Origin of the sequence: Delftia sp. DS1230 (assembly GCF_040112715.1) — a bacterium.
In the GTDB taxonomy this organism is placed as follows: domain Bacteria; phylum Pseudomonadota; class Gammaproteobacteria; order Burkholderiales; family Burkholderiaceae_C; genus Comamonas; species Comamonas tsuruhatensis.
Map to the genome: position 1 here is coordinate 1427644 of NZ_CP157763.1, position 24436 is coordinate 1452079.

Annotated in this window: 27 protein-coding genes; 19 read left to right on the forward strand and 8 right to left on the reverse strand. The window is 65.6% G+C overall.

Annotated elements, in window-relative coordinates:
- Positions 1-89 precede the first annotated feature (89 nt).
- A complete protein-coding gene (locus AAN986_RS06415) occupies positions 90-1616 on the forward strand; it encodes a methyl-accepting chemotaxis protein (protein WP_349335601.1) in 1527 nt (508 codons plus the stop codon).
- On the opposite strand, the gene brnQ is transcribed toward AAN986_RS06415, so the two are convergent.
- Positions 1603-2916 carry a branched-chain amino acid transport system II carrier protein gene (gene brnQ / locus AAN986_RS06420; protein WP_016451105.1) on the reverse strand — a complete coding sequence of 438 codons (1314 nt, stop codon included), beginning with the start codon at positions 2914-2916 and terminating at the stop codon, positions 1603-1605. The two genes, AAN986_RS06415 and brnQ, sit on opposite strands and share 14 nt — an antisense overlap.
- Positions 2917-3358: 442 nt before the next feature.
- On the opposite strand from brnQ, the gene AAN986_RS06425 reads away from it, so the two are divergent.
- On the forward strand, positions 3359-4669 hold the full coding sequence (locus AAN986_RS06425) for a replication-associated recombination protein A (RefSeq protein ID WP_016445768.1): 1311 nt from the start codon (positions 3359-3361) through the stop codon (positions 4667-4669).
- A gap of 38 nt (positions 4670-4707) precedes the next feature.
- On the opposite strand, the gene AAN986_RS06430 is transcribed toward AAN986_RS06425, so the two are convergent.
- Positions 4708-5157: a helix-turn-helix domain-containing protein gene (locus AAN986_RS06430; protein ID WP_016445769.1), complete on the reverse strand. Its 450-nt coding sequence runs from the start codon at positions 5155-5157 to the stop codon at positions 4708-4710.
- Between the two features lie 91 nt (positions 5158-5248).
- Here AAN986_RS06430 and AAN986_RS06435 point away from each other — a divergent pair, with 91 nt between their 5' ends.
- Both AAN986_RS06435 and AAN986_RS06440 read left to right on the forward strand, forming a co-directional pair.
- Positions 5249-5977, forward strand: a complete 729-nt coding sequence (locus AAN986_RS06435; protein WP_016445770.1) for an SDR family oxidoreductase — start codon at positions 5249-5251, stop codon at positions 5975-5977.
- A gap of 52 nt (positions 5978-6029) precedes the next feature.
- The gene (locus AAN986_RS06440; RefSeq protein ID WP_016445771.1) at positions 6030-6635 is read left to right on the forward strand and encodes a 2-hydroxychromene-2-carboxylate isomerase; all 606 of its coding nucleotides are present in this window, start codon (positions 6030-6032) and stop codon (positions 6633-6635) included.
- An 8-nt stretch (positions 6636-6643) separates the two neighbouring features.
- Here the strand turns inward: AAN986_RS06440 and AAN986_RS06445 are convergent, their stop codons facing one another.
- Positions 6644-6991, reverse strand: coding sequence for a GFA family protein (locus tag AAN986_RS06445; protein WP_016445772.1), 348 nt, complete (start codon positions 6989-6991; stop codon positions 6644-6646).
- A 305-nt stretch (positions 6992-7296) separates the two neighbouring features.
- Between AAN986_RS06445 and AAN986_RS06450 the strand changes: the two genes are divergently transcribed.
- The 7 genes from AAN986_RS06450 to AAN986_RS06480 all read left to right on the forward strand — a co-directional run bounded on the left by AAN986_RS06450 (position 7297) and on the right by AAN986_RS06480 (position 13317).
- The gene (locus AAN986_RS06450; protein ID WP_016445773.1) at positions 7297-8226 is read left to right on the forward strand and encodes a branched-chain amino acid ABC transporter permease; all 930 of its coding nucleotides are present in this window, start codon (positions 7297-7299) and stop codon (positions 8224-8226) included.
- A gap of 10 nt (positions 8227-8236) precedes the next feature.
- On the forward strand, positions 8237-9316 hold the full coding sequence (locus tag AAN986_RS06455; protein WP_016445774.1) for a branched-chain amino acid ABC transporter permease: 1080 nt from the start codon (positions 8237-8239) through the stop codon (positions 9314-9316).
- Positions 9317-9333: 17 nt separating this feature from the next.
- A complete protein-coding gene (locus tag AAN986_RS06460; RefSeq protein ID WP_016445775.1) occupies positions 9334-10128 on the forward strand; it encodes an ABC transporter ATP-binding protein in 795 nt (264 codons plus the stop codon).
- A gap of 3 nt (positions 10129-10131) precedes the next feature.
- Positions 10132-10878, forward strand: a complete 747-nt coding sequence (locus tag AAN986_RS06465; protein ID WP_016445776.1) for an ABC transporter ATP-binding protein — start codon at positions 10132-10134, stop codon at positions 10876-10878.
- A gap of 252 nt (positions 10879-11130) precedes the next feature.
- Entirely contained in the window at positions 11131-11493 is a 363-nt protein-coding gene (locus tag AAN986_RS06470; protein WP_016445777.1) for a DMT family protein, read from the forward strand.
- 143 nt (positions 11494-11636) lie between these two features.
- Positions 11637-12284, forward strand: coding sequence for a DUF47 domain-containing protein (locus AAN986_RS06475; RefSeq protein WP_016445778.1), 648 nt, complete (start codon positions 11637-11639; stop codon positions 12282-12284).
- A gap of 22 nt (positions 12285-12306) precedes the next feature.
- Positions 12307-13317: an inorganic phosphate transporter gene (locus tag AAN986_RS06480; RefSeq protein WP_016445779.1), complete on the forward strand. Its 1011-nt coding sequence runs from the start codon at positions 12307-12309 to the stop codon at positions 13315-13317.
- A gap of 76 nt (positions 13318-13393) precedes the next feature.
- Here the strand turns inward: AAN986_RS06480 and AAN986_RS06485 are convergent, their stop codons facing one another.
- Positions 13394-13897 carry a TM2 domain-containing protein gene (locus tag AAN986_RS06485; RefSeq protein WP_047217410.1) on the reverse strand — a complete coding sequence of 168 codons (504 nt, stop codon included), beginning with the start codon at positions 13895-13897 and terminating at the stop codon, positions 13394-13396.
- A gap of 7 nt (positions 13898-13904) precedes the next feature.
- Positions 13905-14429, reverse strand: coding sequence for a GNAT family N-acetyltransferase (locus tag AAN986_RS06490; protein ID WP_047217409.1), 525 nt, complete (start codon positions 14427-14429; stop codon positions 13905-13907).
- 145 nt (positions 14430-14574) lie between these two features.
- Here AAN986_RS06490 and rpsP point away from each other — a divergent pair, with 145 nt between their 5' ends.
- From rpsP to AAN986_RS06520, 6 genes are all read left to right on the forward strand, one after another.
- A complete protein-coding gene (gene rpsP / locus AAN986_RS06495; RefSeq protein ID WP_012207143.1) occupies positions 14575-14829 on the forward strand; it encodes a 30S ribosomal protein S16 in 255 nt (84 codons plus the stop codon).
- Positions 14830-14952: 123 nt separating this feature from the next.
- A complete protein-coding gene (rimM, locus tag AAN986_RS06500; protein ID WP_016445782.1) occupies positions 14953-15522 on the forward strand; it encodes a ribosome maturation factor RimM in 570 nt (189 codons plus the stop codon).
- A 12-nt stretch (positions 15523-15534) separates the two neighbouring features.
- Positions 15535-16305, forward strand: coding sequence for a tRNA (guanosine(37)-N1)-methyltransferase TrmD (gene trmD / locus AAN986_RS06505; protein ID WP_047217407.1), 771 nt, complete (start codon positions 15535-15537; stop codon positions 16303-16305).
- Between the two features lie 110 nt (positions 16306-16415).
- Entirely contained in the window at positions 16416-16796 is a 381-nt protein-coding gene (gene rplS / locus AAN986_RS06510) for a 50S ribosomal protein L19 (protein ID WP_016445784.1), read from the forward strand.
- Between the two features lie 87 nt (positions 16797-16883).
- Complete coding sequence (locus AAN986_RS06515; RefSeq protein WP_016445785.1) at positions 16884-17612, forward strand: CoA pyrophosphatase; 729 nt, start codon at positions 16884-16886, stop codon at positions 17610-17612.
- Positions 17613-17680: 68 nt separating this feature from the next.
- A complete protein-coding gene (locus AAN986_RS06520) occupies positions 17681-18670 on the forward strand; it encodes a CobD/CbiB family protein (protein WP_026062341.1) in 990 nt (329 codons plus the stop codon).
- A 91-nt stretch (positions 18671-18761) separates the two neighbouring features.
- Here AAN986_RS06520 and rsgA read toward each other — a convergent pair whose 3' ends face one another.
- Genes rsgA through AAN986_RS06535 form a run of 3 tightly spaced genes read right to left on the reverse strand, consistent with a single transcriptional unit; the run spans position 18762 to position 21399 of the window.
- The gene (gene rsgA, locus AAN986_RS06525; protein ID WP_016445787.1) at positions 18762-19730 is read right to left on the reverse strand and encodes a ribosome small subunit-dependent GTPase A; all 969 of its coding nucleotides are present in this window, start codon (positions 19728-19730) and stop codon (positions 18762-18764) included.
- A gap of 18 nt (positions 19731-19748) precedes the next feature.
- Positions 19749-20081: a 4a-hydroxytetrahydrobiopterin dehydratase gene (locus AAN986_RS06530; protein WP_016445788.1), complete on the reverse strand. Its 333-nt coding sequence runs from the start codon at positions 20079-20081 to the stop codon at positions 19749-19751.
- Positions 20082-20097: 16 nt separating this feature from the next.
- Positions 20098-21399 carry a M48 family metallopeptidase gene (locus tag AAN986_RS06535; protein ID WP_016445789.1) on the reverse strand — a complete coding sequence of 434 codons (1302 nt, stop codon included), beginning with the start codon at positions 21397-21399 and terminating at the stop codon, positions 20098-20100.
- Positions 21400-21429: 30 nt separating this feature from the next.
- Between AAN986_RS06535 and orn the strand changes: the two genes are divergently transcribed.
- Both orn and AAN986_RS06545 read left to right on the forward strand, forming a co-directional pair.
- On the forward strand, positions 21430-22035 hold the full coding sequence (gene orn / locus AAN986_RS06540) for an oligoribonuclease (RefSeq protein WP_016445790.1): 606 nt from the start codon (positions 21430-21432) through the stop codon (positions 22033-22035).
- Positions 22036-22366: 331 nt separating this feature from the next.
- Positions 22367-24418 (forward strand): DEAD/DEAH box helicase, encoded by a 2052-nt coding sequence (locus tag AAN986_RS06545; RefSeq protein WP_047217406.1) that lies wholly within the window; start codon positions 22367-22369, stop codon positions 24416-24418.
- Positions 24419-24436: the final 18 nt, after the last annotated feature.

The following is a 24436-nucleotide window of genomic DNA, read 5'->3' on the forward strand; positions in this document are numbered from 1 at the left end:
CCTAATATCGCCGGGACAATAGCGGCCTGCGGCCAGCGACTGTTTCGACGTCCCTTCGAGGACATGCTGGCCGGCTCTCGCATGTCTTTATGAACCTCAGTCGCAAGTTGCCGCTCGCCATTGCCATGGCGCTGCTATTCACCCTGGCCGCCGGATTCTTCGGCCTCTGGTCGGCCCATCAATCCCTTGGCGTCTTTCACGGCGACGTACAGCGCCACATGGCCGCAGAGCGCCTTGCCGCAGAAGTGGAAGGTCACTTCAAGACCCAGGTCCAGGAATGGAAGAACGTGCTGCTGCGCGGCTCGGACAACGCGCTGCGCGAGCGGCACTGGAAGGGCTTTCTGTCCGATGAGCGCGCCGTGCAGGACAAGACCACCGCCTTGCTGGCCCTGGTGGAAGACGCCGCCCTGCGCGAGATGGCCCAGCGCTTTGTGGCACAGCACCGCAAGATGGCCGAGGGCTATCGCGTGGGCCTGGACAAGTTCGAGGCCACGGGCTTCGACCCCTCCGTGGGCGACATGGCCGTGCGCGGCGTGGACCGCGAGCCGGCCGAGCTGCTGTCCCAACTCAAGGCAGGCATCGCTGCCCAGAGCAAGTCCGTGGCCGACGATGCGTACAGCAGCGGCAGGCGCGCCACGGAATTGAGCCTGGCGCTGATGCTGGTGGCGGCCGTGGCCGGCGTGGCCATTGGCTGGCTCATCACCCGCGCCGTGGTGGCACCGCTGCGCAGCGCGGTCCGGCTGGCCGAGAACGTGGCCCGTGGCCATCTGACCAATGCCATAGCGAGCGGCGGCCGCGACGAGCTGGGCCAGCTGCTGCGGGCGCTGGGCGCCATGCAGGAACAGCTGCGCAGCATCGTCGTGGAAGTGCGCGGCAATGCGGAGCAGGTGGCATCCGCCAGCTCGCAGATCGCAGCGGGCAACAGCGACCTGGCCCAGCGCACCGAGCAGCAGGCGTCGGCCCTGCAGATGACGGCATCCTCCATGGACCAGCTCGACTCCACCGTGCGTGGCAATGCCGATCACGCAGAGAAGGCCAACCTGCTGGCTTCCTCCGCCAGCGACATTGCCACGCGCGGCGGCGATGCCATCTCGGCCGTCGTGGGCACCATGCGCAGCATCCAGGATGCGTCCGAACGCGTGGTCAGCATCATCGAGGTGATCGACGGCATTGCCTTCCAGACCAACATTCTTGCGCTCAACGCGGCCGTGGAGGCCGCACGGGCCGGCGAGCAGGGCCGGGGCTTTGCGGTGGTGGCCGCCGAGGTGCGCACGCTGGCCCAGCGCAGCTCGGGTGCGGCGCGGGAGATCCGCGACCTGATCCAGGCCAACGCCCAGCGCGTGGCCCTGGGCGCCCAGGAGGTGGACAGTGCGGGCGCGACCATGGCCTCGGTGCAGGAGGCGATTGCCAAGGTCTCGCGCATGATCGGCGCCATCAGCCATTCCAGCGGCGAACAGAGCGCGGGCGTGAGCCAAGTCAACAGCGCCATCGTCCGCATCGAGGAAGGCACCCAGCAGAACGCCGCGCTGGTGGAGCAGACCAGTTCGGCCGCCGAGAGCCTGCGCAAGCAGGCCCATCAGCTGGTCGAACTCATGTCGAGGTTCAGGACGGCTTGAACGCGGCGGCGGGCGCAGGGCGCAGCCGGTCGTGGAGGGCGGCCAGCACCAGGGTCGCGGCCACGGGCAGGGCCCAGCCCATGCCGTTGCCCGGCAGGCTGTTCAGGAACGCGGGCAGCCAGTCCTGCCAGCCGGCAGCCCTGGCTGCATCGATGAGACCAAACAACAGGGCCACGGCCAGCACCGGTGCGAACACCCGCTGCGCATTGCGCCACAGGCCAGACAGCAGGCTCAGCACCACCAGGGCTATGGCCAGCGGGTAGATGCCCACGAGCACGGGTCCGGATACGGCGATCAGCTGGGCCAGGCCCTGGTTGGACACCAGAATGCAGGCCAGGCCGATGGCCACCACCACTGCACGGTAGGGCAGGCGCAGCATTTGGCTGAAGTAGGCGCCGCAGGCACTGACCAGGCCCACGGCCGTGGTCAGGCAGGCCAGGGAGATCACCACGGCCAGCAGCAGGCTGCCGATGGGGCCGAAGGTGTGATCCACATAGCGCGTGAGGATGAGCACGCCGGTCTGTGCCTGCGGGGCGATGGACTGGCTGGTGGCGCCCAGATGGATCAGCGACAGATACACCATGCCCAGTCCGACGGCGGCGATCACGCCCGCGACGATGGCGTAGCGCGTCTGCAGGCCGGTATCGGAGATGCCGCGGTCACGGATGGCGTTGACGATGACGATGCCGAAGGCCAGCGCCCCCAGCGCGTCCATGGTCTGGTAGCCCTCCAGGAAACCTTCGGTCAGCGGCGACACCAGGTAGTCGCCACTGGCCCTGGTGGCCTCCCCGGCCGGCAGCAGCACGGCGGCGGCGCCCAGCACCACCAGCGCCAGGATCAACACGGGCGTGATCAGCTTGCCGATGTTGTCGATCAGCTTGCCCGGGAACAGGGACAGGCCCATGACCAGGGCGAAGTACACGGCAGAGTAGATGAACAGGGCTGTGCTGCTGTGGCCCATGAAGGGCGCAAAGCCCATCTCGAACGACACCGTCGCCGTGCGCGGCGTGGCGAACAGCGGCCCCAGGATGAGATAGATCAGCAGGCCCAGCACCATTCCGGCCTTGCGGCCCACGGGCGAGGTCAGTGCGTCCATGCCGCCGCCCACTCGCGCCAGTGCGACCACCGTGAGCAGGGGCAGGCCCACGCCCGTCAGCAGGAAGCCCGTGGCCGCGGCAGCCGCGTGTTCGCCGGCGCCCTGGCCGACCATGGGCGGAAAGATGATGTTGCCCGCGCCGAGGAACAGCGCAAAGGTCATGAAGCCTAGGGCGATCAGGTCCCTGGTCTTGAGTGTTTGCATGGATGCAGAAATGAAAAGGCCCCGCATTGCCGCATGGCAGGCGGTTCCGTAAACGGAGGGAGGCGCGGGGTTGGAAGGCTGCGATGACGCAGGCCCGAAGGTCGCGCGTGGATCGCGCGGCCGGCTCCGCAAAGGGCAGCATTTTAGGGCTGCGGCCCGAAGCAGGTGCGAAATGTCAGTGATTGCTCTTGATGGGGTGCATGCAAACAATCCATGTCGTTTCAGTGACATGCCTGGAGGCGATGGCCATATTCCCGTCTGAAGATCAGGAGTTTCAGTCCACGGCCGACATCAGGCATCAAGGCCTGGCGCACCTGCGCCAGCCATGGCGTGGACAATGGCGCCATGGTTCTGCAACTGCATCTGTTCCCTTTGGCGAAGAATCCGCAACACGGGCTGCCGCACCTCGCGTGCGGGGAGCGGCTTTCGAGAGAGCTGCCCCATGGCTGATCTGTTCACCCAGGAGCCCTCCGCACCACTGGCCGAAGCCCTGCGGCCCAAGACCCTGGACGAGGTCGTGGGCCAGTCCCACCTGCTGGGCGAAGGCAAGCCGCTGCGCCTGGCCTTCCAGTCGGGCAAGCCGCATTCCATGATCTTCTGGGGGCCACCCGGCGTGGGCAAGACCACGCTGGCCCGGCTCACGGCCACGGCCTTCAAGTGCGAGTTCATTGCGCTGTCGGCGGTGTTCTCCGGGGTCAAGGACATCCGCGCCGCCATGGAGCAGGCGCAGCAGAACCTGGCCATGGGCCGGCACACCATCCTGTTCGTGGACGAGATCCACCGCTTCAACAAATCCCAGCAGGATGCGCTGCTGCCCTATGCGGAAAGCGGCCTGGTGACCTTCATCGGCGCCACCACGGAGAATCCGTCCTTCGAGGTGAACTCGGCCCTGCTGTCGCGCGCACAGGTCTATGTGCTGCAGTCCCTGACCGACGAAGAGCTCAGGCAGCTGCTGCAGCGTGCGCAGGAAAAGGCCCTGGGCGGCCTGCAGTTCGACGACCTGGCGCGGGACACCATCATCGGCTATGCCGATGGCGACGCCCGGCGGTTCCTGAACCTGCTGGAGCAATGCCAGACTGCGGCGGGCGCTGCAGGCGTCACCCGGATCGATGCCGAATTCGTGCAGAACGCGCTGACCTTGAATGCCAGGCGCTTCGACAAGGGGGGCGACAACTTCTACGACCAGATCTCGGCCCTGCACAAGTCCGTGCGCGGCTCCCATCCCGATGCGGCGCTCTACTGGCTCACCCGAATGCTCGACGGCGGCGCCGATGCGCGCTACCTGTCGCGGCGCATCGTGCGCATGGCCTGGGAAGACATAGGCCTGGCCGATCCGCGCGCCATGCAGATCGCCAACGATGCGGCCCTGACCTACGAGCGCCTGGGCAGCCCCGAAGGCGAGCTGGCCCTGGGCCAGGCCGTCATCTATCTGGCCATGGCTCCCAAGAGCAACGCCGGCTACAACGCCTACAACAAGGCCCGGGCCTTCGTGAAGCAGGACAGGAGCCGCGAGGTGCCCGTGCACCTGCGCAACGCGCCCACCAAGCTCATGAAGGAGCTGGGCTACGGCCATGAATACCGCTACGCGCACGACGAGCCCAACGCCTACGCGGCCGGCGAGACCTATCTGCCCGAGGGCATTGCGGAGCCGGGCTGGTACCAGCCCGTGCCACGGGGCCTGGAGATCAAGATCGGCGAGAAGCTGGCCGTGCTGCGCAAGTGGGATGAAGAGGCTGGCGGCGGCGGCGCATAGCCGAATCCCGTGAGAGCAGGCCGGGGCTGGAGCCAGGGCTAGGCGCCCGGGCCGGGCTCCACCGTCACATCCCGCGCGTGCAAGGGAGCGTGGCAGTGCGAGCAGACGATCAGGGGATCGAACGTGTGGCCGCACACCGAATGCCGGTGCAGCAGGGGCCGGCCTTCCTCGCCGGACATGTGCACATCGCCCCAGTGCACGATGGCCATGACCACGGGATGCAGGTCCAGTCCCTTGGACGTGAGGCGGTACTCGTGCCGCACCGGCGCCTCCTGGTAGGCCACCTTCTTGAGCACGCCGGCCTCGACCAGCCTGGCCAGCCTGTCCGACAGCATAGGGCGTGAAATGCCCAGGCGCCCCAGGAATTCATCGAAGCGGCGCACTCCCAGAAAGCAGTCGCGCAGCACCAGCAGCGTCCAGCGGTCACCGATGACCGAGACCGTGCGTGCGATGGAGCAGCGCTCCTCTTCCAGTTCGTTCCATTTCATTGGGCAGTTCCCCGCTTGACGGGTTCAGATTTTAAACCTACCGTGCATAAAGTTCAAAAAATGAACTGACTTCTTCATCCACGGAGATTCCATGACCGACAAGAAAGCCATCCTCGTCATCGGTGCCGGTGACGCCACGGGCGGGGCGATTGCCCGGCGCTTTGCGCGCGAAGGCTATATCGCCTGCGTCACCCGCCGCGATGCCGACAAACTCCAGCCGCTGGTCGAGCAGATCCGCGCCGCAGGGGGTGAAGCCCATGGTTTTGGCAGCGACGCGCGCAAGGAAGAGGAAATGGTGGCCCTGGTGCAGAAGATCGAGGCCGAGATCGCACCCATCGAGGTCGCCGTCTTCAACATCGGCGCCAACGTGCGCTTCGGCATCACCGAAACCACGGCGCGCGTCTACTTCAAGGTCTGGGAGATGGCCTGCTTCGCCGGCTTTCTGATGGGGCGGGAGGCGGCCAGGGTGATGCTGCCGCGCGGCCGGGGCACCATCATCTTCACGGGCGCCACGGCCAGCCTGCGCGGGCGCGAGGGCTTTGCCGCGTTTGCCGGTGCCAAGCACGGCCTGCGCGCCCTGGCGCAGAGCATGGCGCGCGAACTCTGGCCCAAGGGCATCCATGTGGCCCATCCCGTGATCGACGGCGCCATAGACACCGAATTCATCCGCAGCAATTTCCCCGAGCGCTATGCCCTCAAGGAGCAGGGCGGCATCCTCAATCCCGAGCACATTGCCGACCTCTACTGGCAACTGCACCAGCAGCCGCGCGACGCCTGGACGCACGAGACCGAGATCCGTCCCTGGATGGAGCCGTGGTGAGCCGCCTTGCCTTATCGCATCGTCACTTCCTCCCACTCCCGCAGGCCACGCCATGAACACCAAGGTGCAATTTCTCTTCGACTTCGGCAGCCCCAACGCCTATCTCTGCCACCAGGTCATTCCCCGGATCGAGGCGCGCAGCGGCATCCGCTTCGAATATGTGCCTGTCCTGCTGGGAGGCCTGTTCAAGCTGGCCAACAACCGCTCCCCGGCCGAGGCCAATGCCGACATTCCCAACAAGCGCGCCTATGAGGCGCTGGAGCTGCAGCGCTTCGTGCACAGGCACAGCCTCACGCGCTTCCGGATGAATCCTCACTTTCCCGTGAACACCCTGCAGATCATGCGTGGGGCCGTGGCCGCCCAGGACATGGGCTGCTTCGAGCGCTATGTCGATGCGGTGTTCTCCAGCATGTGGGAGAAGGGCTGCAAGATGGACGATGCGCAGGTGATCGGCACCGAGCTGTCCGGGGCGGGTCTGGACGCCCCAGCCCTGATCGCCGCAAGCCAGACGCCCGAAGTCAAGGCCCGGCTGCTGGCAAATACCGAGCAGGCCTTCCACCGTGGCGCTTTCGGATCGCCCACCTTTTTTGTTGGCGACGAGATCTACTTCGGCAAGGACCGCCTGCGCGATGTGGAGGAAGAAGCGCTGCGGGCCTGAAGCCAGCCTCAGGCCGACCGTCCGTCGTAGCGCGTGATGCGCAAGGCTTCGGCATCCACGCCTTCCAGGCAGCGCACGTTGACGGCCGCCATGTGCCGGCCCTTGGGATCGGTGGCTTCGCCGAAAGGGTGGATGCCGCAGGTCGGGCAGAAGCGGTGCTGGATCAGATGCCGGTGGAAGGTGTAGGAGCGCATCTGCTCCTCGGGCGTGCTCAGCTGCAGCTGTTCGCGAGGCACGAACCACATGAGGGCGCCCTTGCGCGCGCAGATGGAGCAGTTGCAGGCCATGACCTGGGTGAGTTCGCCTTCCACATCGAAAGCGATGCCGCCGCAGTGGCAGCTGCCGTGGTATTTCATCGGGGTTCTCCGTGGCCGCCGCTTGCTGGCGGCACTGCCGTTGATGGTAGGAGTTCATGCTGGCTGCGGCAAATTGCTGCAGTGCTACATAAGAGCGCGTGGCTTGTAAAGCCTCGGGAAACCCCGCTGCAACAAGGCGTTGCAGGCCACCGGGGGGTGCCTAGAATCGCCCATCCCCTGCGGCTTCCTGATCACAAGCCGGGATGCGGCAGGAGAGCTTCCACCACCATGGCATTGCTGGCTCCGTTCGTTTGGATGCGAGGCACGCTGAATGTCTCCATCCTGAGCAAAAGGGGAGAGCGCATATGGACATACTGCTTCAGCAGGTCATCAACGGATTGGTCCTGGGCAGCATGTATGCCCTGATCGCCCTGGGCTACACCATGGTGTACGGCATCATCCAGCTCATCAACTTCGCCCATGGCGAGGTGCTCATGGTCGGGGCGCTGACCAGCTGGAGCTGCATAGGCCTGATGCAGGAGGCCATGCCGGGCGCACCGGGCTGGCTGATCCTGCTGCTGGCGACGGTGATCGCCTGCGTGGTGGCCGCCGCACTGAATTTCGTGATCGAGAAAGTGGCCTACCGGCGCCTGCGCAGCAGCCCGCGCCTGGCGCCCCTGATCACGGCCATCGGCGTCTCGCTGCTGCTGCAGACGCTGGCCATGATCATCTGGAAGCCCAACTACAAGGCCTATCCCACGCTGCTGCCGAGCACGCCCTTCGAGATCGGCACGGCGGTGATCACGCCCACCCAGATCCTGGTGCTGGTGGTCACGGCGATTGCGCTGGCTGCGCTGACCTACCTGGTCAACTACACCAAGCTCGGGCGCGCCATGCGGGCCACGGCCGAGAATCCGCGCGTGGCGGCCTTGATGGGCGTCAAGCCTGACATGGTGATCTCTGCCACCTTCATCATCGGCGCCGTGCTGGCGGCCATCGCGGGCATCATGTACGCCTCCAACTACGGCACGGCCCACCACACCATGGGCTTTCTGCCGGGGCTCAAGGCCTTCACGGCGGCCGTGTTCGGCGGCATCGGCAACCTGGCGGGCGCCGTGGTCGGCGCCATGCTGCTGGGGCTGATCGAGTCCATTGGCTCGGGCTACATCGGTGATCTCACGGGCGGCGTGCTGGGCAGCCACTACACCGACATCTTCGCCTTCATCGTGCTCATCATCATCCTGACGCTGCGCCCCTCGGGCCTGCTGGGTGAGCGTGTGGCCGACCGCGCCTGAGGAGAGACGCATGAACAGCAAGAAGACCGTGCAATGGATCCTGGGTGGCCTGGCGCTGCTGGTGCTGCCGCTGGTGCTGCAGTATTTCGGCAATGCCTGGGTGCGCATCGCCGACCTGGCGCTGCTCTATGTGCTGCTGGCATTGGGCCTGAACGTGGTGGTGGGCTACGCGGGCCTGCTGGACCTGGGCTATGTGGCGTTCTACGCCGTGGGCGCCTACATGTTCGCGCTGATGGCCTCGCCGCATCTGGCGGAGACCTTCGAGGGCTTTGCCGCCATGTTCCCGGACGGGCTGCATACCTCCATCTGGCTGGTGATACCGCTGGCGGCGCTGCTGGCGGCCATCACGGGGATTTTGCTGGGCATTCCGGTGCTCAAGCTGCGCGGGGACTACCTGGCCATCGTCACGCTGGGCTTCGGCGAGATCATCCGCATCTTCATGAACAACCTGGACCAGCCGGTCAACATCACCAATGGCCCCAAAGGCATAGGCCAGATCGACTCGGTCAAGATCCTGGGGCTGGACCTGGCCAAGCGCCAGGAGATCTTCGGCTACGACATCAGCTCGGTCACGCTGTACTACTACCTGTTCCTCTTCCTGGTGCTGGTCAGCATCGTGATCTGCTGGCGCCTGCAGGACTCGCGCATAGGCCGCGCCTGGATGGCCATCCGCGAGGATGAGATCGCCGCCAAGGCCATGGGCATCAACACGCGCAACATGAAGCTGCTGGCCTTCGGCATGGGCGCCTCTTTTGGCGGTGTCTCGGGCGCCATGTTCGCGGCCTTCCAGGGCTTCGTCTCTCCCGAGTCGTTCAGCCTCATGGAGTCCATCATGATCGTGGCCATGGTGGTGCTCGGCGGCCTGGGCCATCTGCCCGGCGTGATCCTGGGTGCGGTGCTGCTGTCGGCGTTGCCCGAGGTGCTGCGCTATGTGGCCGGTCCCCTGCAGCAGATGACCGATGGGCGGCTCGATGCCTCCATCCTGCGCCAGCTGCTGATCGCGCTGGCCATGATCGTCATCATGCTGATGCGTCCGCGCGGCCTGTGGCCGTCGCCCGAGCATGGCAAGAACCTGCCGCACCAGTCCTGAGCATGGAGAAACCGCAGATGGCGAATACGGCAGACAACAGCTCCAGCGCTCCGGTGCTCAGGGTTTCGGGCATTTCCAAACGCTTCGGCGGGCTGCAGGCGCTGTCCGATGTGGGCATGACCATTGGCCGGGGCCAGGTCTACGGACTGATCGGACCCAATGGCGCGGGCAAGACCACCTTCTTCAACGTGATCACGGGCCTGTACACGCCCGACAGCGGCAGTTTCGAGCTGGCCGGCAAGGCCTACGAGCCCACGGCCGTGCACAAGGTGGCCAAGGCCGGCATTGCGCGCACCTTCCAGAACATCCGGCTGTTTGCCGAGATGACGGCGCTGGAGAACGTGATGGTCGGGCGCCATGTGCGCACGCACTCGGGCCTGATCGGCGCGGTGCTGCGCACGCGCGGCTTCAAGGCCGAGGAGGCCGCCATCCGCGCGCGCGCCCGTGAATTGCTGGACTACGTGGGCATCTCCAAGTACGCGGACTTCAAGGCCCGCACGCTGAGCTACGGCGACCAGCGGCGCCTGGAAATCGCCCGCGCCCTGGCCACCGACCCGCAACTGATCGCGCTGGACGAGCCTGCCGCCGGCATGAATGCCACCGAGAAAGTGCAGCTGCGCGAGCTGATCGACCGCATCCGCCGCGACCAGCGCACCATCTTGCTGATCGAGCACGACGTGAAGCTGGTCATGGGCCTGTGCGACCGCGTCACCGTGCTCGACTATGGCAAGCCCATTGCCGAAGGCACGCCGGCCGAGGTGCAGAAGAACGACAAGGTGATCGAAGCCTATCTGGGCACGGGAGGACACTGAACCATGGGCGAGCAAGAGCAAGACAAGGGCGTGTCCCCTCCGGTGCTGCTGAAGGTCGAGGGCCTGAAGGTGGCCTATGGCGGCATTCAGGCCGTCAAGGGCGTGGACTTCGAGGTGCGCCAGGGCGAACTGGTCTCGCTGATCGGCTCCAACGGTGCCGGCAAGACCACCACCATGAAGGCCGTCACGCGCAGCCTGCAGATGGCGGACGGCGATGTCCACTACCTGGGCCGCAGCATCCGGGGCGTGGGCGCCTGGGATCTGGTGGCCCAGGGCCTGGTCATGGTGCCCGAAGGGCGCGGCGTGTTCGCGCGCATGACCATCACCGAGAACCTGCTCATGGGCGCCTACACGCGCAACGACAAGGCCGGCATTGCCGCCGACATCGAGCGCATGTTCGGCATCTTCCCGCGGCTGAAGGAGCGCCGCGACCAGCTGGCCGGCACCATGTCGGGTGGCGAGCAGCAGATGCTGGCCATGGCGCGCGCGCTGATGAGCCAGCCCAAGGTGCTGCTGCTGGACGAGCCCTCCATGGGCCTGTCGCCCATCATGGTGGACAAGATCTTCGAGGTGGTGAGCGACGTGCACGGCCTGGGCGTGACCCTTGTGCTGGTCGAGCAAAATGCCAGCCGTGCGCTGGCGCTGGCCGATCGCGGCTATGTGATGGAGTCCGGCCTGATCACCATGACGGGGCCCGGCCAGACCCTGCTCAGCGACCCGCGCGTGCGGGCTGCCTATCTGGGCGAGTGAGCGCCACGGCTGCCGTGAGCGCGGGGATGGATGGAATGCCCCGTGCCACTGACGGGATATGGCAAAAATATGACGATTTGATGAAGATTCATCAAGCGTCGATCGATGCGAAACTTTGCGTATTTGTGCGATGGAATGGGTTATTCGAGGAAATTCGCGCAAAAAGGCAATTTTTGGAAAGAAATCGAAAATCTGCCCTGCCCAGTGCCGGACGCGATAATTTGGGTTTCCCCGCGTCGGGCTGCACATCACATGAACTGGCTCCAACACATCCCCGTCGGGCTGCAGACCGTGGTCCTGCTGGCCATGAGCAATGTCTTCATGACCTTCGCCTGGTATGGCCACCTGAAGAACCACGCCTCGTCGCCCTGGTACGTGGCAGCCCTTGTCAGCTGGGGCATCGCGCTGTTCGAGTACCTGCTGCAGGTGCCCGCCAACCGCATAGGCCACACGCAGTTCAGCGTGGCGCAGCTCAAGATCATCCAGGAGGTGATCACGCTGGCGGTGTTCGCGCCCTTTGCCGTGCTCTACCTGAACCAGCCGCTCAAATGGGACTTCCTCTGGGCCGGGCTGTGCATGGTGGGCGCGGTGTACTTTATTTTTCGCAGCGGCTGACAGGGCGGCGCGCCGGCGCGCAAAAACGCGCCTGGGACTCAAGAGTACACTTCGCCCCGTTCAAGCCGGGAAGCCATGCCAAGCATCCGCAATGTGACGCAGTGAGTCGCCTGGTTCCCCCTGTTTCCCGGTAAGGAGCATTCATGCTTTTTGGCAAGTTATTGCCGCGCGAAGGCAATTTTTTCGAGATGTTCAACCAGCATGCCGATCGCATCGTCGAAGCCGCGCATGCCTTCTCGCAGCTTGTCGCCAACTACAACGATCCTCATCTTCGCGAGAAGTACAACGAGGACGTGAACAACGCCGAGCGTGCCGCAGACCGCGTGACGCACGACGTCACCAAGGCGCTGCACAAGACCTTCATCACGCCGCTGGACCGCGAGCACATCCACTCGCTGATCAACACCATGGACGACGTGGCCGACCTGATCCAGGACTCGGCCGAGACCATGGCGCTGTACGACGTGCGCCACATGACGGAAGAGATCACGCGCCTGACGGACCTGTGCGTGCGCTGCTGCGAGCGGCTGCGCGATGCGGTCAAGCTGCTGTCGCGCATCTCCGATCCCTCGGTGGTGGACGCGGCGATGAAGACCTGCGAGGAAATCGACCGTCTCGAATCGGACGCCGACCGCGTGATGCGCTCGGCCATGAGCAAGCTGTTCCGCGAAGAGCCCGATGTGCGCGAAGTCATCAAGCTCAAGGCCATCTACGAGCTGCTGGAGACGGTGACCGACCGCTGCGAGGACGTGGCCAACCTGATCGAGGGCATCGTCCTCGAAAATTCCTGAGCCCTCGCGGAGTCGTTTCTCTATGGAATCCGTACAAGCGGCCCTGTGGGTCGTGATCCTGCTGGTGGTGCTGGCCCTGCTGTTCGACTTCATGAACGGCTTCCACGATGCTGCCAACTCGATCGCCACCGTGGTCTCCACGGGCGTGCTCAAGCCCACGCAGGCCGTGGCCTTCGCGGCCTTCTTCAACGTGGTGGCGGTCTTTGTCTTTCACCTGAGCGTGGCAGCCACCGTGGGCAAGGGGATCGTGCAGCCCGGCATCGTCGACACGCATGTGGTCTTCGGTGCCCTGGTCGGTGCCATTGCCTGGAACGTGATCACCTGGCACTACGGCATCCCCAGCAGTTCCTCGCATGCGCTGATCGGCGGCATCGTGGGCGCGGTGATGGCCAAGGCCGGCGCAGGCGCGCTGATTGCCAGCGGCATCGGGAAGACCGTGGCCTTCATCTTCGTCTCGCCGCTGCTGGGCTACCTGCTGGGCTCGCTGATGATGGTGCTGGTGGCCTGGGTCTGCCGGCGCGCCGCGCCCAACAGGGTGGACCGCTGGTTCCGCAGGCTGCAGCTGGTCTCCGCCGGTGCCTATAGCCTGGGCCACGGCGGCAATGACGCGCAAAAGACCATCGGCATCATCTGGCTGCTGCTGATCGCCACCGGCTATGCCAATGCCGGCGACGCCGAGCCGCCGCTGTGGACCATCGTCAGCTGCTACCTGGCCATCGGCCTGGGAACCATGTTCGGCGGCTGGCGCATCGTCAAGACCATGGGCCAGAAGATCACCAAGCTCAAGCCCGTGGGCGGCTTCTGCGCCGAAAGCGGTGGTGCACTGACGCTGTTCTTTGCAACTTTCCTGGGCGTGCCGGTCTCGACCACGCACACCATCACCGGCGCCATCGTCGGCGTGGGCTCCACCCAGCGCGCCAGCGCCGTGCGCTGGGGAGTGGCAGGCAACATCGTCTGGGCCTGGGTGCTGACGATCCCTGCCAGCGCCTTCGTGGCATCGATTGCCTACTGGATCAGCCTGCAGCTGTATTGAGCCGGGGCTGCTGCCGCCAAAAAGAAAGACCGCCCATGGCGGTCTTTCTTTTTTCGGGGGAGGCGTTGGCTGCGCCTCACTGCGAAATCTTGCGCGCCTCCTCCACCTGGTGCTCGAAGTAGTGCTGGAAGCTGTAGGCAATGCTGGCCATGAGCACGGCGGCGCCCAGCATCAGCGACAGCGCAATGGCAAAGATGGCTGACCAGCCCGTGCGTCCGGCCTGCGCCTGCACGTCAATGCCGGGGTTGTGGCGCCGGTTCCAGGCTTCGGTATCGGTCAGCCCGTAGAGGATGGCGCGCAGCGCGCAGCCGGCGATGGTGAAGCCTAGCAGCGGAATCAGCAGCCAGCTGAGCTGGTCGTCCTGTCCCAGTTGCTGCACGCGTTCGATGCCGTACACGCCCAGCGCCGTGGGCACGGGCAGCAGCCAGCCCAGCCAGTCGCCGAGCCCATGCAGGTAAAAGCGATGCAGCCCCAGCGGCCCGCCCACAAAGGCCAGCCAGGCGGCCAGTGTCTTGTTCCTGGGGCGGGGAGCCCGGTCGGCGCCGGTGGTCTGGGGCAGGGGCGTGCTGGGTCGGTTCATGCGCCCATTATTCGGGCGAACTGCGGTCGCCGTCTCCCAGGGTCTTCTCCATGAGCACGATGTCCAGCCAGCGGCCGAACTTCCATCCCATGGAGCGCAGCGTGCCCGCAGGGGTGAAGCCTGCAGCGCGGTGCACCCCGATGGAGCCGGCATTGGCCGAGTCGCCGATCACCGCCAGCAGTTTGCGCACGCCGGCCGCCTCGCAGTCGTGCGACAGCGCATCGATCAACAGGCGGCCCACGCCCTGGCCGCGTACCGCGTCATGCACATAGATGGAATCCTCGGCAGAAAAACGATAGGCCGGGCGCGGCTTGAACCAGTTGGCGTAGGCAAAGCCCAGCACCTGGCCCTGTGCGTCCACGGCGACCAGATAGGGCAGGCCCTTGGCCAGCACATCCGCGCGGCGCGTGGCCATGTCGGCTTCGGAAGGGGGATCGGTCTCGAACGTTCCTGTGCCATGCAGCACGTGGTGGCGGTAGATGGCGGTGATGGCAGCGAGATCGCTGTCCTGGCTTGGGCGGATGGTAGGCATGAGAAAAGAAGTTCGATATAATCGCTGGTTTTACGGCGTGTCGCTGGCCGGGTGGCCATGTCGCGTGTCTCAAACGCCGCAAAACTCTGTGCAGCCATTTATTGTGTGTTAATTACGTGGTGGCTGCGCCACCCGAAGGAAAATCATGGTCGTCATTCGACTCTCTCGCGGCGGTTCCAAGGCCCGTCCGTTCTACAACATCGTTGCTGCTGACAAGCGCGTTCGCCGCGATGGTTCGTTCATCGAACGTCTGGGCTTCTACAACCCCAACGCCCGTGGTGGCGAAGAGGGTCTGCGCGTTGCTCTGGACCGCGTGAACTACTGGAAGGGCGTTGGCGCGCAGGCTTCCGAGACCGCAGAGCGCCTGATCAAGCAGGCCACCCAGAAGACTGCTGCCTAATTCAGCACCCCTTCTGAAATCGGGTTCCGTTGGCTTGTCTGACGGGGCCCGTTTTTGTTTTCCCCCTCCGGATCGCCTTGCACCGATCTGCATTGACCGTCCACCTACTGCCTACCGACTGCCATGAGCCACATGCCTGAACTCGAAGCCAGCGTCCTGCCTGCCGATGCCGTGGAGGTCGGGCGCATCGCCGATGCCTGGGGCATCAAGGGCTGGTTCAAGGTGGCGGCCTTCAGTTCCGACCCCGAGGCCCTGTTCACGGCCAAGCAGTGGTATCTGCAGCCCGCCGAAAAAGGCGCCCGGCAGTTCACCGGAACCGTGCTGCTGCCGGTCAAGCAGGCGCGCGTGCACTCCGACTCCGTCGTCGCCACCTCGCCCGCCGTGAACGACCGCAACGCTGCCGAGGCCCTGCGCGGTGCGCGCATCTTCGTGGCGCGCAGCGATTTTCCGCAGCCCGAGGATGGCGAGTATTACTGGGTCGACCTGCTGGGCCTGTCCGTGGTCAACCGCGAAGGCGTGGCCCTGGGCATCGTCCGAGACCTGCTGTCCACCGGCCCGCAGACCGTGCTGGTGCTGGCCTATGAAGAGGATGGCAAGGAGCGCGAGCGCATGATTCCCTTTGTCGACGCCTATGTGGACAAGGTGGATCTGCCGGGCAAGACCATCGTTGCCGACTGGCAGCCCGACTACTGATCGCCGACATCCATGCGCTTCGACATCCTCACGCTGTTTCCCGAGCTGTTCACGCCGTTTCTCGAAAGCGGCGTGACGCGCCGGGCCTATGCCTCGGGCCAGGTCGGCGTGCACCTGTGGAATCCGCGCGACCATGCCCAGGGCAACTACCGGCGCGTGGACGACCGGCCCTTCGGCGGCGGGCCGGGCATGGTGATGATGGCCGAGCCGCTGCAGCGCTGCCTGGAGGCGGCGCAGCAGGCCCGCCGCGACGCGGGCGAGACCGAGCCGGCGCCGGTGGTGCTGTTTTCGCCGATAGGCACGACGCTGCGCCACTGCGTGGTCGCCGACTGGGCGCAGGGGAAGGGTGCCATCTTGCTGTGCGGCCGCTACGAGGGGTTGGACCAGCGCTTCATCGATGCCCATGTCACGCACCAGCTGAGCCTGGGCGACTTCGTGCTCTCCGGCGGCGAGATTGCCGCCATGGCCTTGCTCGATGCCGTGGCCCGGTTGCAGCCCGGCGTGCTCAACGACGAGGGCAGCTTCCAGCAGGACAGCTTCAATCCCGCGCTCGACGGCCTGCTCGATTGCCCGCACTACACGCGCCCCGAAGTCTGGGAAGGGCGCGAAGTGCCGGCGCCGCTGTTGTCTGGGCACCACGCGCAGATCGAGCGCTGGCGCCGCGACCAGCGCCTGTCCATCACGGCCAGGCACCGGCCCGAGCTGATAGAGCAGGCGCGCGCCCAGGGCCTGCTCAATGCCAAGGACGAGGGGTTTTTGGCAAAAAACGCCGCCGGGCTATAATCCGCGATTCTTCGATCCTCTATCCGGCCGCTGCTACGAACAAAGCAGCCATGGCGCCAATCCCGGCGCTTGCCAATCCTGGCGCGGACAAGATCGATTGGATGTTGACCATGAATCTGATCCAGACCCTCGAGCAAGAGGAAATCGCCCGTCTGAACAAGACCATCCCCCAGTTCGCCCCCGGTGACACCGTCATCGTGAGCGTGAACGTGGTCGAAGGCAGCCGCAAGCGCGTGCAGGCCTACGAAGGCGTCGTGATCGCCAAGCGCAACCGTGGCCTGAACAGCGGCTTCACCGTGCGCAAGATCTCCAGTGGTGAAGGCGTGGAGCGTACGTTCCAGACCTACTCGCCCCTGATCGCCGGCATCGAAGTCAAGCGTCGCGGTGATGTGCGTCGTGCCAAGCTGTACTACCTGCGCGAGCGCAGCGGCAAGTCGGCCCGCATCAAGGAAAAGCTGCCGTCGCGTGTCAAGGTTTCTGCCGAAGCCTGAGCACCTGCGTTACAGCTGGAAAGCCGCTACAGTCGCCTGTAGCGGCTTTTTTGTTGCCCGCTCGTTTCTCACCACATTCCTTCATTCGTGTCCTCTCTGCCCGATACCGCCATACCCGTGCCGACCGGCGGCCCGACGCCAGCGGCCGTCGCCTCGGTCGCCGACCCGCGCATGGCGCAACTGGTGGGCAGGGACAGCCACCTGCCCGCCGTGCCTCTGGAGGCCCGCGCGCCGGATGCCCTGCGCCAGCGCTTTGCGCGGCCGCCCCGCTGGGCTCCCGAGGTGGTGCGCGAGAAACGCTTCAGTGATCGCCAGCCCACCGATGCCGCCGTGCTCGTGCCCATCGTGCTGCGCTCCGAGCCCACGGTGCTGCTGACCGAACGCACGGCCCATCTGTCCACCCATTCAGGCCAGGTGGCCTTTCCGGGTGGCAAGCGCGATCCTGAGGATGTGTCTGCCCAGGCCACGGCCCTGCGCGAGGCGCAGGAGGAAGTCGGGCTTGCTGCCGGCGATGTGGAAGTGTTGGGCACCCTGCCCATCTACACCACGGGCACGGCCTTTCTGATCACGCCGGTGGTGGCCCTGGTCGATCCCCGGGCGCGCCTGCATCCCAATCCCTACGAGGTGGCGGACGTGTTCGAGGTGCCGCTGTCCTTTTTGCTCGATCCTGCCAACCATGAGCGCCACGCCATGGTCTGGAACGGCGTGCCGCGCGAATGGTTTGCCATGCCCTACCAGGATGGAGACCGCCAGCGCTACATCTGGGGCGCCACGGCCGGCATGCTGCGCAATCTTTACCGATTCCTGTCGGCCTGATGCCCGGATGGGGTGCCGTGCCACCCCGGGGTCACGGGCCTGCCCGCATGCGCCAGTATGATGGCCGGATGAGTTTCTTTGCCATTCTGATCGCCTTGCTGATCGAGCAGGCGCGCCCCCTGACGCCGGCCAACCTGGTGCACACAGGCTACAGGGCCTGGACGGTTTCGGTGCGCCGCAACTTCGATGCCGGCCAGGCGCACCACGGCTGGCTGGCCTGGACCGTGGCGGTGGCGCTGCCCTGCGTGCTGGTGACAGGCATCTATCTGCTGCTGCTGTGGGGCGTGGGCTGGCCGCTGGCCATGGTTTGGAATGTGGCCGTGCTCTACGTCACGCTGGGCTTTCGCCAGTTCAGCCACCACTTCACGCGCATCCGCGATGCGCTGGATGCAGGTGACGAGTACGCGGCGCGCGAAGCCCTCGCCCACTGGCAGCAGGTGGACGCCAGCGAAGTGCCCCGCAGCGAGGTGGTGCGCCATGTGATCGAGTACTCGGTGCTGGCAGCGCATCGCCATGTGTTTGGCGTGCTGTTCTGGTTCTCTGCATTGGCAGCGCTGGGCCTGGGCCCGCTGGGCGCCGTGTTCTACCGCATGACCGAGCACCTGTCGCGCTCCTGGTCGCGCAAGGGCCTGCTGGGTGGCAGCCAGGTCAGTGTCCAGTTGCAGCACGCCTCACGGTTGGCCTGGACCGTGATCGACTGGCTGCCCGCACGGCTGACGGCTCTTTCCTTTGCCGTGGTCGGCAGTTTCGAGGAGGCCATCGAGGGCTGGCGCTTCCATGCCCAGCGCTTTCCCAACGACAACGACGGCGTGATCCTGGCCGCCACCTCGGGCGCCATCAACGTGCGCCTGGGCGGCGAGGCACTCAAGCGCCGCGAGGGCATCTCGGTGACCCGTGACGACGGCGAGGAGATCGACCTCGACGTGGACAGCGAAGCCACGCCGGGCCGTGAGCCCGAGATCGGCCACCTGCGCAGCGTGGTCGGCCTGGTCTGGCGCTCGGTCGTGGTCTGGCTGCTGCTGCTGGCCCTGCTGTCGCTGGCGCGCCTGTTGGGCTGAGTGCGGAGCCTGCGGGCGAGTCCTGGATGACGCCCCTTTGGAGGCGTCGTTTCCTCCCTCCCGGAGCGGCCCCGTGGCGTTTGGGGGAGGCTCAATACTTCGTGGCCTGACTCAACTCATCAAACAGCTCGGCATAGATGCAGTACCGGTTGGCACTGATGTCATGGTCGGCGTCCATGCCGTGTTCCTCATCCTCCACGCGCGGCATGACCGCGCATCCGGGCTCGTGCAGGTGGGTGCAGTTGTAGAACTTGCATTCCTGCGCATGGGCGCCGATGTCGGGCATGCAGCGGGGCAGGTCGGTGGGTTCGATGTGGCGCAGGCCGAACTCCTGGAAGCCCGGCGAGTCGATCAGGGCTGTCGTGCGCTCCTCGTCCATCCAGTACCAGCTGGTCGTGGTGGTCGTGTGCTTGCCGGAGTTCAGTGCCTGCGAGATCTCGTTGGTGGCCGCGCGTGCGCCGGGGACCAGCAGGTTGATCAGGGTGCTCTTTCCCGAGCCGGAAGGGCCCAGCACCAGCGTGGCCTTGCCCTTGAGGTGCTTCATCAGCAGCTGCCGATCGGCCTCGCCCTCATTGGCCAGCGACAGCGACAGCACCTCGTAGTGCGGCTTTTCCTGGCCCAGGTACATCTCGCGATAAGGCTCCAGGCGCTCCCAGGCGTCGGCAAAGGGCTCGGCCAGGTCACGCTTGTTGAGGGCAATCAGGGGCTTGATGTGGGTGGCTTCGGCAGTGATCAGGGCGCGGGCCAGCTGGCTTTCGGAGAAGACCGGCTCGGCGGCGATCAGGATCAGCACCTGGTCGATGTTGGCTGCAAAGGACTTGGTGCGTATCTCGTCCTGCCGGTAGAACAGGTTGCGCCGCTCCAGCACCTTTTCTATGGTGCCTTCCTCCCCCTGGCCTGGGGGCGGAAGTTGCCAGCGCACGCGGTCGCCCACCACGGTCTGGCTCTTCTTGCCGCGCGGGTGGCAGATGTGGCGCGAGCCGTCTTCGGTCTCGACCACGCAATGGCGGCCATGGCTGGAGACGACCAGGCCTTCGTGCAGTGCGGAGCGCTCAGCCATGGGTCAGCGGGGTGCGATTCATGGGCGCGCCAGCAACGCATCGATGCGGCGTGCGCACTCGATGTCGGTGGACGAGATGCCGTTCACGTCATGCGTGTTCAGGCGTACACCGCAGCGGCCGTAGCTGACGGTCAGGTCGGGATGGTGGTCCTGCTGGTGGGCGATCAGGGCCAGCGCATTCACGAAGGCCATGGTCTCGTAGTAGTTGGCGAAGGCGTAGCTCTTGGCGATGGCATCGCCATCGAGCTGCCAGCCCGGCAGGGCGGCCAGTGCGGTGTGCAGTTCGTCGGAAGTCAGCGCGCGGCGCTGCTGGTTGGACCAGTCCTGTTGTTGCAAGCGTTGTGTGCTCATGGTGAGTGCGTATGGTTCAGGTCGGAGAGGGCATGCGCGCCAGCCGGGCGAGGGCGGGCGGATGCGAGTAGTAAAAGCTCACGTACCAGGGATCGGGCGTGAGCGTTGAAGCATTGTCCTCGTACAGCTTGAGCAGTGCCGAGGCCAGGTGGGCGCCGCTGGCCTGTTGCATGGCGTAGGCATCGGCTTCGAACTCGTCGCGGCGCGACAGGGCCGAGAACAGCGGGGTGACAAAGAAGCTGAACACCGGCACGGCCAGCAGGAACAGCAGCAGCGCCACGGCCTCGTTGCCGGCGCCGATGCCGCTGTGTCCCAGCGCAAGGTCCAGACCCGGACGCACGCCCAGGCCAAGGTAGAACCACAGCTGCTGCGACAGCCAGCCCAGCAGCGCAAAGCCCGCCAGGCTGGCGGCAAACATCAGCAGCATGCGCTTGAGGATGTGGCGGTGCTTGAAATGGCCCAGCTCATGCGCGAGCACGGCCTCCACCTCGTCGGCGTCCAGCTGCTTGAGCAAGGTGTCGAAGAACACCACGCGCTTGGAGTGGCCGAAGCCCGTGAAATAGGCATTGGCATGTGCCGAGCGGCGGCTGCCGTCCATCACGAACAGGCCCTTGGCCGTGAAGCCGCAGCGCTGCATCAGTGCGCTCACGCGCTCCTTGAGCGGGCCGTCCTCCAGTGGATCGAACTTGTTGAACAGCGGTGCGATGAAGGTCGGGAAGATCCACATCAGCAGCAGGTTGAAGCCCGTCCAGACGGCCCATGCCCAGAGCCACCACAGGTCGCCGGCCGAACCCATGAGCCACAGGATCAGTGCCGCAATCGGAAGGCCGATGGCTGCGCCCATGGCCGTGGACTTGGCGGCATCGGCCAGCCACAGCCGCAGCGTCATCTGGTTGAAGCCGAAGCGCTGCTCCAGCACAAAGGTCTGGTAGAGCGACAGCGGCAGCTCCACCAGGCCGGAGATCAGTGCAAAGCTGGCCAGAAGCGCCAATTGCTGCCACAGGCCGGCGCCCATCCATTCCAGCAACTGCTGGTTGAGTGCATCCAGCCCGCCCAGCAGCGTCCATGCGAGCAGCACCACGGCGCCCAGCGTCATGTCGATCAGGGCAACGCGTGCCTTCGCCAGTGTGTAGTCGGCGGCCTTCTGGTGGGCGGCCAGGCTGATGCGCTGCGCAAAGGCCTCGGGCACCTGCGCTCTGTGGCCTGCCACATGGCGAACCTGGCGCGAGGCCAGCCAGGCGCGCAGCAGCCACTGGGCCAGCACGGCTGCGGCAAACAGCAGGGAAAGCGTCGAGGAAAAATCGGGGTTGAAGACCATGTGGCCGCAGTGTAGGCGACAATTTGGGCCATGTCCGAAGCCTCCAGCGCCTGCATTCCCGTCCCCGCCGAATCCGGCACGCCCGTCACCCTGAGCAAATCCGACCTCAATCTCGTCTGGCTCGACTGCGAGATGACCGGGCTGCAGCCCGACACCGATCGCATCATCGAGATCGCCGTGGTCGTCACCAGCCCGGACCTTGCCACGCGCATCGAGGGTCCTGTGTTCGCCATCCATCAAAGCGATGCCCTGCTCGACGGCATGGACGCCTGGAACAAGGGCACGCACGGCAGGAGCGGCCTGATCGAGCGCGTCAAGGCATCGACCACCACCGAGGCCGATGCGGAAGCCGCGCTGATCAAGTTCCTGGCGCAGTACGTTCCCAAGGGCAAGGCGCCGCTGTGCGGCAACAGCATTGGCCAGGACCGGCGCTTCATGGAGCGCTACATGCCCAAGCTCAACGACTTCTTTCACTACCGCAACGTTGATGTCAGCACCCTCAAGGAACTGGCCAGGCGCTGGAAGCCCGATGCCTACGCATCCTTCAAGAAGGCCCAGCGCCACACGGCGCTGGCCGATGTGCATGAATCCATCGATGAGCTGGCGCACTATCGCGCACGCCTGCTGAGCGTCTAGCGCCCGGAGCCGGGGCCCTCCGGCCATTTTTGTGCAAGGGGCTTGCGGGAAAACCCCAGGAGTGCGACAATCTACAGCTTGCCTCCATCAACAAGGGGCAATTTGCACATCTCCATCACACAAGGGCTCCTGCGCTGTGTGTCTGAGGTCGATGTCCACAGACCTCCATGAAGGCTTTCATGGATGGCGGGACCATCGGTTTCGGACCAGCCGAAAACGCCCATCCGCCCTTTTGCGAAGGGCCGGTCAAGTCTGACGGTGGATGTTGACCCAACCGTCGAGAAAAGCGTGGCAGATCGCTGACTGCGCGTGCTTTTCGTTAGAGCCATTCATGAACGACATCTCTCAAGAGCAGGGCATCATTGCCGCTGCCGATTCCTCTTTTGCTTGCGCTGCCCAAGCCTCTTCCGTGCTGGACGCCGCCGTTGCCGGTGCCGAGCAGGCCGCCGAGTCGCAGGCCGCTGCTGAAACCGTCGAGGGCGCCGAAGCCGCTCAGGCAGCTCCCGAACTCCCCAACGCCTTCGTCGAGCTGGGCCTGGCTGAAGAGCTGGTCCGCGCCGTTGCCGATCTGGGCTACACCCAGCCCACGGCCGTGCAGGCGCAAGCCATTCCCCTGGCCATGGGCAGTGGTGATCAGGCCTTCATCGACCTGATGGTTTCCAGCCAGACCGGCTCGGGCAAGACCGCCGCCTTCCTGCTGCCCGTGCTGCACACGCTGATCCAGCAAAAGGCTGACGAGGAAGCCGCCATCCGCGCCGAATATGACCGCCAGTGCGCCGAGGCCACTGCCAGCGGCCAGCCCACGCCCAAGCGCAACAAGCGCAAGGACCCCACCAATCCCCGCAACTTCAAGGCGGCCGTTCCCGGCGCCCTGATCCTGTGTCCCACGCGCGAGCTGGCTCAGCAGGTGGCGCATGACGCCATCGAACTGGTCAAGCACTGCCGTGGCATCCGCATTGCCAACGTGGTGGGCGGCATGCCCTACCAGCTGCAGATTGCCAAGCTGCAGAACGCCAACCTCGTGGTGGCCACGCCTGGCCGTCTGCTGGACCTGCAGCGCTCGATGCAGATCAAGCTCGACCAGGTGCAGTTCCTGGTGGTCGACGAGGCCGACCGCATGCTGGACCTGGGCTTCTCGGACGATCTGGCCGAAGTCAACGACCTGACGGCCCAGCGCAAGCAGACCATGATGTTCAGCGCCACCTTCGCGCCCCGCATCCAGCAGCTGGCCATGCGCGTGATGCATGACGGCGGATCGGGCGTGAAGAAGGTCACCATCGACACGCCCCAGGAAAAGCACGCCAACATCAAGCAAGTGCTGTTCTGGGCCGACAACTCCCAGCACAAGCGCAAGCTGCTGGACCACTGGCTGCGCGACACCACCATCAACCAGGCCATCGTCTTCGCATCGACCCAGGTCGAGTGCGACGGCCTGGCCAACGACCTGCAGCAGGACGGCTTCTCGGCCGTGGCGCTGCACGGCGCCCTGAGCCAGGGCCTGCGCAACCGCCGCCTGATGGCGCTGCGCAGCGGCCAGGTGCAGGTGCTGGTGGCGACCGATGTGGCGGCACGCGGCATTGACGTGCCCTCCATCACCCACGTCTTCAACTACGGCCTGCCCATGAAGGCCGAGGACTACACCCACCGCATCGGCCGCACGGGTCGTGCCGGTCGCGAAGGCGTGGCCGTGACGTTCGCGGAATTCCGTGACCGCCGCCGCATTTTCGATATCGAAGGCTACAGCCGTCAGCAATTCAAGGCCGAGGTGATTCCTGGTCTCGAGCCTGCACAGCGCGCACCCAGCGGCAACGAAGGCCGTGGCGGCCGTCGTGGCGGCGGCTTTGAAGGCCGTGGTGGTGATCGCCGAGGCTCCGCCGGCGGTGGTCGTGGTGGTTTCGGTGGCGACCGCGGCTTCGGCGGTGGTGACCGCGAGCGCAGCTTTGGTGATCGCGGTGGCGAACGTGGCTTCGGCCCCCGCCGTGATTCGGAAGGCTATGGCCGCAAGGCCGGCTTCGGCAGCTTCGGTGGCGGCCAGCGTGAAGGCGGCTTCGGCCAGGGTCAGCGCGAAGGCGGCTTTGGCCAGGGCCCGCGTGAAGGTGGCTACAGCCAGGCTCCGCGTGAAGGCGGCTTTGGCCGTGGCGGCGAAGGCCGTGGCTTTGGCGGCGACCGTGGCGCTGCGCGCGGCGGCGACCGTCGTGAGGGTGCTCCCCGCGATGGCGGCCACCGCGATGGCGGCTTCCGTGGTGCATCCGGTGAATCGCGTGGCTTCGGCGGTGAATCCCGCGGCGGCTTTGGCGGTGGTGAGCGCCGTCCGGCCTTTGGCAAGAGCGCTCCCAAGCCTTACTCGCCCCAGGGCGGCGATCGCAAGCGCGCCGTGCGCTGATCGATTCCGGCTTTGCAT

What these genes read in the sequence shown, in the direction of transcription:
- AAN986_RS06415 (WP_349335601.1), top strand. Translation starts at nt 90, where the DNA reads ATGAACCTCAGTCGCAAGTTGCCGCTCGCCATTGCCATGGCGCTGCTA.
- AAN986_RS06545 (WP_047217406.1), top strand. Translation starts at nt 22,367, where the DNA reads ATGAACGACATCTCTCAAGAGCAGGGCATCATTGCCGCTGCCGATTCC.
- AAN986_RS06465 (WP_016445776.1), top strand. Translation starts at nt 10,132, where the DNA reads ATGGGCGAGCAAGAGCAAGACAAGGGCGTGTCCCCTCCGGTGCTGCTG.
- AAN986_RS06475 (WP_016445778.1), top strand. Translation starts at nt 11,637, where the DNA reads ATGCTTTTTGGCAAGTTATTGCCGCGCGAAGGCAATTTTTTCGAGATG.
- AAN986_RS06440 (WP_016445771.1), top strand. Translation starts at nt 6,030, where the DNA reads ATGAACACCAAGGTGCAATTTCTCTTCGACTTCGGCAGCCCCAACGCC.
- AAN986_RS06455 (WP_016445774.1), top strand. Translation starts at nt 8,237, where the DNA reads ATGAACAGCAAGAAGACCGTGCAATGGATCCTGGGTGGCCTGGCGCTG.
- AAN986_RS06490 (WP_047217409.1), bottom strand. Translation starts at nt 14,429, where the DNA reads ATGCCTACCATCCGCCCAAGCCAGGACAGCGATCTCGCTGCCATCACC.
- rimM (WP_016445782.1), top strand. Translation starts at nt 14,953, where the DNA reads ATGAGCCACATGCCTGAACTCGAAGCCAGCGTCCTGCCTGCCGATGCC.
- AAN986_RS06435 (WP_016445770.1), top strand. Translation starts at nt 5,249, where the DNA reads ATGACCGACAAGAAAGCCATCCTCGTCATCGGTGCCGGTGACGCCACG.
- AAN986_RS06445 (WP_016445772.1), bottom strand. Translation starts at nt 6,991, where the DNA reads ATGAAATACCACGGCAGCTGCCACTGCGGCGGCATCGCTTTCGATGTG.
- AAN986_RS06530 (WP_016445788.1), bottom strand. Translation starts at nt 20,081, where the DNA reads ATGAGCACACAACGCTTGCAACAACAGGACTGGTCCAACCAGCAGCGC.
- trmD (WP_047217407.1), top strand. Translation starts at nt 15,535, where the DNA reads ATGCGCTTCGACATCCTCACGCTGTTTCCCGAGCTGTTCACGCCGTTT.
- AAN986_RS06520 (WP_026062341.1), top strand. Translation starts at nt 17,681, where the DNA reads ATGAGTTTCTTTGCCATTCTGATCGCCTTGCTGATCGAGCAGGCGCGC.
- AAN986_RS06430 (WP_016445769.1), bottom strand. Translation starts at nt 5,157, where the DNA reads ATGAAATGGAACGAACTGGAAGAGGAGCGCTGCTCCATCGCACGCACG.
- AAN986_RS06535 (WP_016445789.1), bottom strand. Translation starts at nt 21,399, where the DNA reads ATGGTCTTCAACCCCGATTTTTCCTCGACGCTTTCCCTGCTGTTTGCC.
- orn (WP_016445790.1), top strand. Translation starts at nt 21,430, where the DNA reads ATGTCCGAAGCCTCCAGCGCCTGCATTCCCGTCCCCGCCGAATCCGGC.
- rpsP (WP_012207143.1), top strand. Translation starts at nt 14,575, where the DNA reads ATGGTCGTCATTCGACTCTCTCGCGGCGGTTCCAAGGCCCGTCCGTTC.
- AAN986_RS06425 (WP_016445768.1), top strand. Translation starts at nt 3,359, where the DNA reads ATGGCTGATCTGTTCACCCAGGAGCCCTCCGCACCACTGGCCGAAGCC.
- brnQ (WP_016451105.1), bottom strand. Translation starts at nt 2,916, where the DNA reads ATGCAAACACTCAAGACCAGGGACCTGATCGCCCTAGGCTTCATGACC.
- AAN986_RS06460 (WP_016445775.1), top strand. Translation starts at nt 9,334, where the DNA reads ATGGCGAATACGGCAGACAACAGCTCCAGCGCTCCGGTGCTCAGGGTT.
- AAN986_RS06485 (WP_047217410.1), bottom strand. Translation starts at nt 13,897, where the DNA reads ATGAACCGACCCAGCACGCCCCTGCCCCAGACCACCGGCGCCGACCGG.
- AAN986_RS06480 (WP_016445779.1), top strand. Translation starts at nt 12,307, where the DNA reads ATGGAATCCGTACAAGCGGCCCTGTGGGTCGTGATCCTGCTGGTGGTG.
- AAN986_RS06450 (WP_016445773.1), top strand. Translation starts at nt 7,297, where the DNA reads ATGGACATACTGCTTCAGCAGGTCATCAACGGATTGGTCCTGGGCAGC.
- AAN986_RS06470 (WP_016445777.1), top strand. Translation starts at nt 11,131, where the DNA reads ATGAACTGGCTCCAACACATCCCCGTCGGGCTGCAGACCGTGGTCCTG.
- rsgA (WP_016445787.1), bottom strand. Translation starts at nt 19,730, where the DNA reads ATGGCTGAGCGCTCCGCACTGCACGAAGGCCTGGTCGTCTCCAGCCAT.
- rplS (WP_016445784.1), top strand. Translation starts at nt 16,416, where the DNA reads ATGAATCTGATCCAGACCCTCGAGCAAGAGGAAATCGCCCGTCTGAAC.